Annotated in this window: 11 protein-coding genes; 4 read left to right on the top strand and 7 right to left on the bottom strand. The window is 70.1% G+C overall.

Features of this window, described 5'->3' with window-relative positions:
• Window positions 1-23 precede the first annotated feature (23 nt).
• Window positions 24-599 carry a hypothetical protein gene (locus LK06_RS02725; protein ID WP_052270368.1) on the bottom strand — a complete coding sequence of 192 codons (576 nt, stop codon included), beginning with the start codon at window positions 597-599 and terminating at the stop codon, window positions 24-26.
• A gap of 269 nt (window positions 600-868) precedes the next feature.
• Between LK06_RS02725 and LK06_RS02730 the strand changes: the two genes are divergently transcribed.
• On the top strand, window positions 869-1,909 hold the full coding sequence (locus tag LK06_RS02730; protein ID WP_043432765.1) for an NAD-dependent epimerase/dehydratase family protein: 1,041 nt from the start codon (window positions 869-871) through the stop codon (window positions 1,907-1,909).
• A 362-nt stretch (window positions 1,910-2,271) separates the two neighbouring features.
• On the opposite strand, the gene LK06_RS02735 is transcribed toward LK06_RS02730, so the two are convergent.
• Complete coding sequence (locus LK06_RS02735; RefSeq protein WP_234367341.1) at window positions 2,272-4,449, bottom strand: molybdopterin-dependent oxidoreductase; 2,178 nt, start codon at window positions 4,447-4,449, stop codon at window positions 2,272-2,274.
• 268 nt (window positions 4,450-4,717) lie between these two features.
• On the opposite strand from LK06_RS02735, the gene LK06_RS02740 reads away from it, so the two are divergent.
• From LK06_RS02740 to LK06_RS02750, 3 genes are read left to right on the top strand one after another with little or no spacing between them, the layout of a single operon-like run.
• On the top strand, window positions 4,718-5,257 hold the full coding sequence (locus LK06_RS02740; RefSeq protein WP_159025241.1) for a phosphopantetheine-binding protein: 540 nt from the start codon (window positions 4,718-4,720) through the stop codon (window positions 5,255-5,257).
• A gap of 2 nt (window positions 5,258-5,259) precedes the next feature.
• The gene (locus LK06_RS02745) at window positions 5,260-6,411 is read left to right on the top strand and encodes a pyridoxal phosphate-dependent aminotransferase (RefSeq protein WP_039658265.1); all 1,152 of its coding nucleotides are present in this window, start codon (window positions 5,260-5,262) and stop codon (window positions 6,409-6,411) included.
• A 2-nt stretch (window positions 6,412-6,413) separates the two neighbouring features.
• A complete protein-coding gene (locus LK06_RS02750) occupies window positions 6,414-7,193 on the top strand; it encodes an SDR family NAD(P)-dependent oxidoreductase (RefSeq protein ID WP_039658263.1) in 780 nt (259 codons plus the stop codon).
• A gap of 52 nt (window positions 7,194-7,245) precedes the next feature.
• Here the strand turns inward: LK06_RS02750 and LK06_RS02755 are convergent, their stop codons facing one another.
• Genes LK06_RS02755 through LK06_RS02775 form a run of 5 tightly spaced genes read right to left on the bottom strand, consistent with a single transcriptional unit; the run spans window position 7,246 to window position 11,169 of the window.
• Entirely contained in the window at window positions 7,246-7,473 is a 228-nt protein-coding gene (locus LK06_RS02755; protein ID WP_039658261.1) for an acyl carrier protein, read from the bottom strand.
• Window positions 7,474-7,505: 32 nt separating this feature from the next.
• A complete protein-coding gene (locus LK06_RS02760; protein ID WP_039658260.1) occupies window positions 7,506-8,534 on the bottom strand; it encodes a beta-ketoacyl-ACP synthase III in 1,029 nt (342 codons plus the stop codon).
• Window positions 8,531-9,577: a 4-hydroxy-2-oxovalerate aldolase gene (dmpG, locus tag LK06_RS02765; protein ID WP_052318868.1), complete on the bottom strand. Its 1,047-nt coding sequence runs from the start codon at window positions 9,575-9,577 to the stop codon at window positions 8,531-8,533. Before dmpG ends, LK06_RS02760 begins: the two co-directional genes overlap by 4 nt.
• The gene (locus LK06_RS02770) at window positions 9,574-10,485 is read right to left on the bottom strand and encodes an acetylating acetaldehyde dehydrogenase (protein WP_052270364.1); all 912 of its coding nucleotides are present in this window, start codon (window positions 10,483-10,485) and stop codon (window positions 9,574-9,576) included. Before LK06_RS02770 ends, dmpG begins: the two co-directional genes overlap by 4 nt.
• Before the next feature lie 27 nt (window positions 10,486-10,512).
• Complete coding sequence (locus tag LK06_RS02775; protein WP_234367342.1) at window positions 10,513-11,169, bottom strand: O-methyltransferase; 657 nt, start codon at window positions 11,167-11,169, stop codon at window positions 10,513-10,515.
• Between the last annotated feature and the right edge of the window lie 153 nt (window positions 11,170-11,322).

The following is an 11,322-nucleotide window of genomic DNA, read 5'->3' on the forward strand; positions in this document are numbered from 1 at the left end:
GGACCGGTCCGGCGCCAACGCGGTCAGGCGCCGTGCCATGGGCGAGACCGATGCCGGTCCCTTCGAGACGCGCCTCCTTGCGCGTCCGCACCCGGGCCACCACAGCCGGGGCAGGGCTCGCGCACCAGCTCGACCTGCTCCGGGAGGACCCCCACTCGGGCGCCGAGGACCATGCGCAGCGCCACGTACGGGGCGGTACAGCGCCAGCGGTCCTCCTCACGCACGAGGGCCGCGGCGCGCCGCTGTTCTTCGGCAGCTGGCACCCCGGAGGCGACACGCACGGCAGCATCCCCGTGCCGGTGTCCGTCCACCAGCCACAGCCCTTCCCCGTGCCGTGGACCGGCCGGCCGCTCACCCGGTGCCGCATACCGTTCCGCGAGGTCCACTGGTGCAGGCGCTCTGGAGGTTTCGCTGATCATCGCGGAGGCACGGAGAGCCGTCGGCGGGACGGAAAGCTGGTCTTCTTGCCAGTCCAGGGCGGCCAGAGCCGTCACGAACTCGCGGATCAGCGCTGTAGCGGCCGGACGCGCCGTGGCTGCGCTGTATTCGGGCGGAAGGCCGCCCTGCGGGATCTGGGGCAGCGTCTGTCTCTCGCTCATGCCCTGCCTCCGGAAGGGGTGGGGCCGGAGCCGCGCAACAGCGGCACGGCCCACGGCACGGACAGCGACGATGGCACTCCCCACCGGGGACAGGCATCTTCGGCCGTGCTCCGCCCGCCACTGGTGAACTGCTCCCCGCCGAACCGACCGGGGCAACGCGCAAGAAGCGCAGCGGCGCCCCGTACCTCACCATGAGCGGGATGCGTGCCACGGCCGGGGCGCCGGCACGAACCCCGCCGCACCCCGCGGCCTGGACGAAGGAGGAAACCATGCTGGTCTGTGTGACAGGCGGCACCGGTTTCGTCGGCTCCCACTCCGTCGCGGCCATCCTCCGTTTGGGCGCGCGGGTGCGGATACTGGCCCGCGACCCCGCCGGTGTCGACCGGGCGCTGCGGCCGCTGGGCATCGGCCCGGCGGCCGTCAAGGTCGTGACCGGTGATGTCACCGACGCAGCGGCGGTGGCCAGGGCGGTCGACGGCGCGGACGCAGTGCTGCACGCGGCGTCCGTGTACTCCTTCGACAGCAGACGGCGCGCCGAGATGCGCAGAACCAACGTGCGCGGCACCCAGCTGGTGCTGAGTTCCGCCGTGCGTGCCGGGGCCGACCCCGTCGTCCACGTCTCCACCGTCGGCGCGCTCTACCCCGCCGCCCAAGCGGCGATCCGGGCGGACTCCCCCCTCGGCATGCCGCATGAGGCCTATCTGGCAAGCAAGTCCGTGGCCGAAGGCATCGCCCGTCTGTACCAGGAGGAGGGCGCGCCCGTGGTGATCACCTACCCGCCGGCGCTGCTCGGGCCGCACGACCCCCACCTGGGTGACCAGAACTCCCGGCTGCGCAACGCGCTGCGCGGCCTGATGCCCGTCTGGCCGGGCGGCGGCTTCCCGGTGGGCGATGTCCGGGACACCGCGGAACTGCATGCGGCACTGCTCGCCAAGCCGGCCGGGGCACAGGAACGGCACTTCGGGCCGAACCGGTACCTGACCACCCGACAGTATGTCCGCATTCTCCGTGAGGTGACGGGCCGGGGGCTCCCCGCGGTGTTCCTTCCGGCCCGCGCGATGCTTCCGCTCGGGGCCCTGACCGGCGTGCTGCAGCGGATCTGGCCCTGGCACATACCTGCCGAACACGGCGCCGTGTACACCTGCGCGCACGCGGTCCCCGTCGGCCCGGACGTCTCCACGTACGGCATCGGCGCGCGGCCCACCGCCGACACCATGGCCGACACGGTTCGCTGGCTGCATGGCACGGGCCGGATATCGGCCCGCCAGGCCGGCTCGGCAGCAGCCGTGCCCGAGGCTTCCCGGGTGTAGGAGCTGCTGCCGGCCGGGGGCACACAACCCGGCGCCACCCGCCGTCGGGACGCTGGTACCTGCCGGCGCAGTCGGCGGCCGACGCCGACCTACGGTTGAAGCCGGCCGACATGCTGGTCCCGCCCGTGCTGTTCGCGCTCATGGATGTGCGGCGGACTGCCTCGGATGTCGCGCGGGGGCTGAACGGCGGGTTGAGAGGCTCGCCGGTCTGACAGCGGCGGTGCCGCAGGACACCGCCGCTTCCGGCATGCTGCTTGCGCGGAGCCGGGTGCCGGCCATGTCAGCCGGGTGCCGGCCATGTCGGTGCGCACGGGCAGGTTCGAGGTCGCGCGGACCAATTCGGCCGCGCTACCCTCCGCTCGTCACCCCTGAGGCGCAGCCCGCACCGTCACCGGCACCGCGTTGAACACAGCGGTCCCCGACACCCCGTCCAACACCGCGTCGTCGGTCAGGATGTTGGTGTTCACCCCGGGGTCCCGGCGCGCCACCCTCTGTGGGGAGTCCTGGTGGCCCCAGCCGTGCGGCAGACTCACCACGCCGGGCATGATCGTGTCGGTAACCTCGATCGGCACCGTCAACTCGCCGACCGCCGAGCCGATCACCGCCGGCGTCGTGGCGTCCAGGCCGAGCCGGGCGGCGTCGGCCGGGTGAATCTGGAGCGTGCAGAGGTTGGTGCCGCCGCGAAGCTCCTCCACGTTGTGCAGCCAGCTGTTGTTCGACCGGAGGTGGCGGCGGCCGATCAGCAAGAACTCCGGCGGCTCGCCGTCCAGACAAGCGCGCAGCCGTTGGGCCTCCGCGACGAGTTGCGGCGGCGCCAGGTCCACCCGGTTGTCCGGGGTGCGGAGCAGCGCCGGCAGGCGTGGCTGCAGCGGCCCCAGATCCAGGCCGTGCGGCGCGTCCAGCAGTGCCTTGAGCGACAGGCCGTAGCCGCCGGCCCGTAGCAGCGCGTCCACGATCTTCTCGGTGCCGTCCTCCCCGTCGAGCGCGTCGACCGCCTCCCCAGTGATGCCGAGTTGGTCGAGGAACATCTCCTCGGCGCGGGTCGGCTCGGTGCCGACGCCGAGCCCGGCGGCGATCAGCATCAGGCGGGCCAGGATCTCGGCCTCGGAGCGCTGGTCGTCGTCCAGTGGCAGGATCGCGCGGGAGTAGCGCGCGTAGTTGCGCACCATGATGATCTGCACCAGGAAGTCGAAGTGCGGGCTCTGCAGCGTCCGCGGCGGCGGCAGGATCACGTCGGCCAGGCGCGTCGTCTCGTTCAGGTACGGGTCGACGCAGACCACGAAGTCCAGCCCCTCGATGGCCCGGGCCAGCCGGGGAGCGTTGGGGGCCGAGGACGCCGGGTTCCCGGCGATCGTCACCAGTGCCCGGACCTGCTCCTCGCCCGGAGTCTCGATCTCGTCGGCCAGTGTGGCAACCGGGAACTCCCCGAGCACCTCCGGCAGTCCCCGCACCCGGCTGTGCCACTTCCCGGTCGAGAACGCCGGGCCTGCCCGGAAGATCTCCAGCGCCGCTGTCTCGGCGAACATCACGCCGCCCCGGCGGTCCAGGTTGCCCGTCAGGGTGTTGAGGACATCCACCAGCCACTGCGCCACCGTGCCGAACGGCGTCGTGCACGTCCCGATCCGCGCGTAGACCGCGGCCGAGGGCGCCGCGGCCAGCTCGCGGGCCGTCCGCACGATGGTTTCCGGCGCGATCCCGCACACCGGCCCCACGGCCTCCGGCGGGAAGTCGTGGGCCAGCTCGCGCAGTTGCTCCAGCCCGGAGACCGGCAGACCGATCCGTTCCAGATTCTCGTCCAGCACGGTGTGCACCATCGCCATCAGCAGCAGCGGATCGGTGCCAGGCCGGACGGACAGGTGCTCGTCGGCCAGCGCGGCGGTGCGGGTGCGCCGGGGGTCGACGACCACCACCTTCCCACCCCGCCGTCGTAAAGCCTTGAGGCGCCCGGCGAAGTCCGGAGCCGCGCACAGCGAGCCGTTGGACTCCACCGGGTTCGCGCCCAGTATCAGCAGGTGGCCGGTGTGGTCCAGGTCCGGCACCCCGATCGCCATCGCGTCGCCGAACATCAGGCCGCAGGCGACCTGCTTGGGCATCTGGTCCGCGGTACTGGCCGAGTACACGTTCTTCGACCCCAGGGCCTGGGTGATCGCCTGACGGTAGAGGTACGCGGCGATGGTGTGGAACGTCGGGTTGCCGAAGTACAGCGCCACCGCGTCCCGGCCGTGCGTGCCGATCACCTCGGACAGGCCGGCTTCCACCGCGGCGAACGCCTCGTCCCAGCCGACCTCCCGCCACTCGCCCTCCTGACGGAGCAGCGGTCTGCGCAGCCGGTCGGGATCCTCGTCCACCTTTCCCAGCACCGCACCCTTGGGACAGATATATCCCTTGGAGAGGGGGTCCCGCTCGTCCCCAGCGACCCGGAGGACGCGGCCATCGTCGTCCAGGTCGAGCCGCAGAGCACAGCCTGCCTCACACAGCGGACAGGTCCGGTGCGCGGTCCGGGTCCTGATTTTCTGGTCCGTTACATTTTTGACGGTCACCACTACTCCCTGGGATGGCGCCTGTTTCCGACGAAAGGGTATTCAGGAACCCGCCCGTCGAGGCCATGCTCTTCCGTATCCGCATTCTGCGAGATGCGGCGGTACCCGGGATTAACCGGATTGAGTCAGCATCCTGAAAGTTTCTCAGGGTACAACTTCCAGGCAGAAACGAGCGCCTTGTGGTTGAGCAATCTGGGAGCTTGCCGCCGAGTCCGGGGCTGCGAAGGTTGTGGGAACGCTGGGAGCCTGCATGGAAGGTGAGCGACTGATGGCTGTTGCTGCGATCCAGGACGTGCGAGACGTGCTGGCCGCGTACCCCGAACTCGCGGACGGCGCCGTCCGGACACTTGCTCAGGATCCTGCCGGCCAGGTCCATGTGGCCTATGTCGTGCCCGCCGGCCCTGGCTTCGACCTGGCCGCGCTGCACCAGTACCTCAGGGGGTCGTTGCCCGGCGCGGCGGTGCCGGCGGCGATCGTGGTCGTCGACGCCATGCCGGTGGCCTCCGACGGGACACCGGATCCGCAGGCGCTGCCGGCACCTGATCTGCGGGGCCTGATGCCCTACCGGTCGCCGGAGTCGGCCCGCCAGGAAGTGCTGTGCACGATCTTCGCCGAGGTGCTCGCCAGGCCCCGGTGCGGTCTGGACGACGACTTCTTCGTCATGGGCGGCGAGTCCATCGACGCCATGCTGATCGCCAGCCGCGTCGGCCAGGCGGTCGGCCTGGAGATATCGATGAACGAAGTCTTCGACGCACCCACCGCAGCGGAGCTCGACCGGCTCCTGGACACGCTGAGCACCGAGGTCTGACGATGGTCGACGTCGCCAACCGCATGCGGGGCCTGCAGGAGTCCTCGATCACCGCTATGACCGTGCGCTGTCAGGAACTCGGTGCCATCAACCTCGCGCAGGGACTGTGCCAGGTCCCACCGCCTCCTTCGCTGTTGGCGGAGGGCGCGCGCGATTTCCGGGACATCGACCATTCATACAGCGCGCCCGAAGGATTCGCCGTCTTTCGCGAAGCCGTCGCAGACAAGCTGAAGAAGTACAGCGGGCTCAGCGTCGAGCCGGCGACTCAGATCGTGGCCACCGTCGGCGCGACCGGCGCCCTCATGGCCACGCTCACAGCGCTACTCAACCCGGGAGACGGCGTGCTCCTCTTCGAGCCCTTCTACGGCAACTATCCGACCGCGCTCGGGGTACTGGACCTGCGCGCGGAGCCGGTTCGGCTTTTCGGCCCGGGTTTCGAGGTCACCGAGGAGGCGCTGCGATCGGCTGTCACCGACCGCACCCGAGCGATGATCGTCTGCACTCCGAACAACCCGAGTGGACGACGGCTCACCATGGCGGAGCTCATGGCGATTTCGGCCGTCGCGGAGGAGCACGATCTGCTCGTCATCACCGACGAAGTTTATGAGGACATCTACTTCGGCCCGGCCCCGCACATCGCCCCGGCGACCGTCGGCGATCTCGGCAGGCGCACGGTGACGGTGTCGTCGCTGGGGAAGTCGTTCAGCGTTCCAGGATGGCGGCTCGGTTACGCCTGTGGCCCGGAAGGGCTGATGGACGCGATCAGGGTCGCGGCCGAGTCGCTCGTGGTCTGCCCGCCGGCTCCGCTCCAGGAACTCGGCGCGCGGGCGCTGAGGCTGGGCGACAACTACTATCGCGGCCTCCGCGCGATGTACGACCGGAAGCGCCGAGCCCTGACGGAAGGCTTTGTCGCCGCCGGGCTGTCGCCCAACGAACCGGACGGCTCCTACTACCTGTTCGTCGAGTGCTCGCCCTTGGGAGTGACGACCGGGGCGGAAGCGACGGAGATCCTGCTGCAGCGAAGCCTCGTCGGAACGGTGCCCGGAGAGACCTTCTACCTGCACTCACCGGACCTTCCGTACATTCGCGCATGTTTCTCCCTTCCGGACGAAGTCATAGCCGATGCCGCCGGCAGGTTGGCGAGAGGGGTCTGATCATGACCGAGGACGTGAGTGAGTCGACCGGAGGCCGCGCGGTTCTCGTGACTGGGGCGGCCCGGGGTATCGGGTGGGCCGTCGCGCGGCGGTTCGCGAAGGCCGGTGACCGGGTGGCGATCCTGGACCAGGTGCCGGATGAGGTCGCCGAGAAACTGGTGGCCGGGCTTGACGGCGGTGGGCACCTCGCCGTCAAGGCCGACCTGACCGACAGCAAGGCTGTCCTGGCGGCAGTGGACTCGGCCGTCGCCCAACTGGGCGGTCTGGACGTCCTGGTGAACAACGCCGGCATCTTCATCGCACACCCGATCACCGAGGTCGACTACGCGACCTGGCAGGAGCTGTGGCGCTCGACGTTGGGGGTCAACCTCGTCGGCGCGGCCAACGTGACCTGGTGTGCGGTCAGGCACATGAAGGAGCGGGGTCGCGGTGGGCGGATCATCAACGTCTCGTCGCGGGGCGCGTTCCGCGGCGAGCCGGACGTGCCTGCCTACGGCGCCAGCAAGGCGGGCCTGAACTCGTTGACCCAGTCGCTGGCGCTCGCGCTCGCGCCGCACCGGATCGCGGTTTCCGCAGTGGCACCCGGATTTGTGGCCACCGGTATGACCACGGAGTGGCTCAAGCCGCCGAGCGGCGACGAGATCAGGACACAGAGCCCGTTCGGCCGCGTCGCAGAGCCGGATGAGATCGCCGCTGCCGTGTTCTACCTGGCCTCCGCTCAGGCCGAGTGGGCCAGCGGCGCCATCCTCGACCTGAACGGCGCCTCTTACCTGCGCACCTGAGCGGGTGGTGGGGCGGCTGCCGCCGCCCCACCACAGGCGTCAGCGGAAGGCATCAGAGGCCGGTCCGCTGCTCCATGAGGGCGGCGATGTCCGTCACCCTGTCGAGCTCGATCAGCTCGTCGTCGGTGATCTCGATGCCGTGGTGCTGGCTGAGCACCAAAGACAGCTCGACGACAGCGAGTGAGTCTATGCCCGCCTCTTCGAGCGTCGCGTCCGGATGCACGCTGTCGGCGTCCAGCAGCAGGACATCGACCATGATCGCCTTCAGCTGCTCGTACATTGCGTCCTCCGGTGTCCCATAGCTCCGATGCCCTACGCATCGTGGAGTTCGAGGTGGGGCCAGGTCAGCGTGGTGGCGCCCCAGGTGAGGCCGCCGCCGAAAGCGACGAGCAACAGCCGGTGACCCGCTTCGACGCTCCCGTCCGCCGTCGCCTGGGCGAGCAGGACCGGGATCGAGGCGGCGGCGGTGTTGCCGACGTCGGCGATGTTCTGTGCCATCACGTCCCGGCGCAGGCCGAGCCGCTCGGCCAGCGCGGCGCTCACGCGCGCGTTCGCCTGGTGGGTGACCACGCGGTCGACGTCGCCCAGCTGCCAGCCGGCCAGGCTCAGCGCCTCGGTCCCCGCAGCGCTCATCCGCTCGACCGACTGCCGGAACACCTCGCGTCCCCGCATTTTGAAGTACTGCGACCCATCGTCGGGGATGGGTCCCGGGAAGGGCTGTCGCGCGCCGCCGGCCTTGACCGTGATCAGCTCGCTGCGATCACCGTCGCTGCCCAGGACCAGCGGGCCGACGGCTCCCGGCTCGTCGGCCCGGCCACGCCGCAGCACCACCGCGCCAGCCCCGTCGCCGAAGATCGGCAGGGTCGTCCGGTCGTCCGGGTCGAGCAAAGTGGAGAACGCCTCCGCTGCGATCATCAGGACACGCTCGGCCAGCCCCGCCGCGATGAATCCCGCCGCCGTCGCCAGGCCGTAGAGGAATCCGGTGCACACGGCGGAGACATCCAAGGCTGCGACACCGCCGAGGCCGAGGCGCGAGGCCACCTCGGGCGCGGTCGCCGGGCAGCGCTGGTCCGGGGTGGTGGTCGCCAGCACGACGGCGTCGATCTGCCCACCGCCGGCCGACTTGAGCGCGGCCCGGCCCGCCCGGACCGCGAGGTCGGATGTCGCCTCGCCCGGCTCGACCCAGCGGCGCCGGGAGATCCCGGTCCGTGCCACGATCCAGTCTTCCGAGGTGTCAAGACGCGCGCACAGTTCCGCGTTGGTGACGATCCGGTCCGGCACCCGGTACCCGATACCGCAGATGACCGCCCGATCCGCGGCCCCGCCCGTGCCACCGGTCACGGCTTGTCCCCGATCCCGGCGCCTCTCAGGGCCAGCGCGACATCCATGATGAGGTCCTCCTGGCCCGCGACCGCCTGGCGCCTGCCCAGCTCGAAGAAGACATCCCGCGGATCGACGTTCTCGCGCGTGGAGATGTCGAGCACCCGGGTCTTGAACCCGGAGAACACTCCGGCCAGGCCGCTGACGACGGAAAGGGAGTCGATCGTGGGCGGCGCGGGCATCAGTTCCCGTTCGGCGATGTCCGCCGCGTCCAGGAGCCCGTACAGGTCGATGCCGGTCCGGTACCCGAGCCGTTCGAGCACCGGCACCAGTACCTCCAGCTGGGTGTTGCCCGCGCCGGCGCCGAAGCCCCTCGCACACGCGTCCAGGATGTCCGCTCCCGCGTCGGCGGCCGCGACGGAGTTCGCGACGGCCATGCCCAGGTTGTTGTGCCCGTGGAAGATCACCGATACGTCGACGGCGGCGCGGATGGCCCGGACGCGCTCGGTGACATCGGGCGGGAGGTAGTGGCCGGCGGAGTCGAGGATGCCCACCCCGGTGGCACCGTACCCGACCAAGCGCGCGCATTCCTCGGCGAGCTGGTCCGGGGTCGCCATGTGGCTCATGAGGAGGACGCCGTGCGCCTCCACACCCTCGTCGCGCAGGAAGCCGAGGTGCCGTTCGGCCAGGGTCGCCTCGGTGCAGTGCGTGCCGACGCGGACCAGGTCGACCTCGTGCGCGATGGCGTTCTTGATGTCCTGGGCCGTGCCCCAACCTGGAAGCAGGAAGACGCCCAGCTTGCTGTTCGTCAGGGCTTCCCTCGTGATCGACAGCATCTCGTCGTCGTTGAGCTTGGCGAGGCCGACCTGGAGGGAGGACGCGCCTAGCCCGTTGCCATGGCCGACCTCGACCACCGGAACGCGCGCGGCGTCCGCCGCCCGGGCGTACGCGCGCAGCTGGTCCGCGCCGAGACGGTGCCGGACGGCATGGTGGCCGTCCCGCAGACTCGGGTCGTGGATCTGGATCGGCTTGCCCGAGGTCTTTGGTCCTGTCGCCTCGGTCATGACTTCCCCACGCCTGCCATCGAGAGCCGTTCCGCCGCGTAGCTCTCCGCGACGAGGATCGCGGCGGAGTTGATGATGTCGAGGTTCCCGGCGTACCGCGGGATGCGGTCCCCGGAGGAGGTGACCTCGACGGAGACGAACGCCTTGCCGTCGTTCACGGTGCACGCCTTCACCTCGAAGCCGCCGGCGTAGGAACGGACGTCGTCCGCGGCTGCCGCCACCAGCGGGGACACGGATTCGGTGGTGAGATCCGGGCCCAGCAGGGACATCGCGACCCGGAAGGTCGCCGGCGGCCGGGCAGGGCTGATGTTGAGCATCACCTTGACGTCCCTGACACCGGTGAAGTAGCGGATCGCTTCCTGCGTGGTCTCCACGTACTCGTCGAGGTTCATGCGCGTCCCGTGACCGATGCTCAGGGTGGCACAGGTCGTCACCACCTCGATGTAGTCGATCCGGTGGGCCCGCGTTATCGCGTGCAGGACCGGCACCGACGCCTGCCCGCCGCAGCTCACCATGCTGAGGTCACGGTGGCCGGGGATGTCCGCCCGGTTGACGGTCGGGATGATCATCCGCCCGCTCCGGCTCGGCGTCAGGTCGATCAGCGTCGTGCCCAGCGGCGAGAGCTTCTCCCGGTGCCGAGCGTGGGAGGCCGCGCTGGTGGCGTCGAAGACCACGTCGAAGGGGTGCTCGACGTCCACCAGGGACTCTACGCCCCCGGCCGAAACCGGCACGCCCAGTGCCGCCGTCCGCCGCAGTGCCGGCGCGGCTTCGTTGCGGCCCGCGACCAGCCGCAGATCGAGACGGCCGGAACGGATGATCTTGGTCACCAGATCGATGCCGATGAGGCCGGTGCCGAGCACCGCCACGGACAGCCTGCCGGCCGCTGCCCGGGAGTCGTTGTAGGTCATTCGTCGCTCCTGACGCGAGAGGACATCTCAGTCGCGGGCGCGCTTGTACGCCAACGTGACGCCGTCGAAGATGGGGAGCATGGTCAGCTCGACTCGCTCGTCGTCGAGCAGCATGGAGTTCAGCGCACGCATCGAGTCGATCTCCGGGTCGCTGACGTCCGGTCGCGCAACGTTGCCGGTCAGCAGGACGTTGTCGATCGCCATCAGACCGCCTGGCCGCAACAGTTCGAGGCAGCGCTCGAAATAGGCCGGGTAGCCTTCCTTGTCGGCGTCGATGAAGACGAAGTCCACCGTGCCAGCTGCGCCGTCGGCCAGCAGCATGTCCAGGGTCTGGGCCGCCGGGCGCAGTTCGAGCTGGATGCGGTCGGCGACGCCGGCCCGCTCCCAGAACGGGCGCCCGATGCCGGCCCACTCCTCGTTGAAGTCGAGCGCGATGAGGCGACCGTCCGGTGGAAGCGCGCGGGCCATGCACAGCGTGCTGTAGCCGGTGAACACCCCCACCTCGACGACGGTTCTGGCCGACATCAGCCCGACGAGGAAGCCGAGAAGCTGCCCCTGCTCCGGCGAGGCCGACATGTTGTGTTCGAACACCTGCGAGGTGGTGGCAGCCCGCAGTTCACGCGCGATCCCGTCCTCGCGAAGCGACACGTCCTGCACGTATTGCTGGATCTCATCGTCGAGCACCAAATGAACGAGCACCGGCTCCCCCTCGCGACACCGATGGTTGACGACCGGCGTTCATCGTGCCAGGGAAGAACACGGCCAACGTCTCCGTAGTTGCGTATCGCAACAGGCGGCGACGGTGCACAGCAAGGACGGAGGCGATCCGAACTGACG

The organism is Streptomyces pluripotens, assembly GCF_000802245.2.
Classification (GTDB): domain Bacteria; phylum Actinomycetota; class Actinomycetes; order Streptomycetales; family Streptomycetaceae; genus Streptomyces; species Streptomyces pluripotens.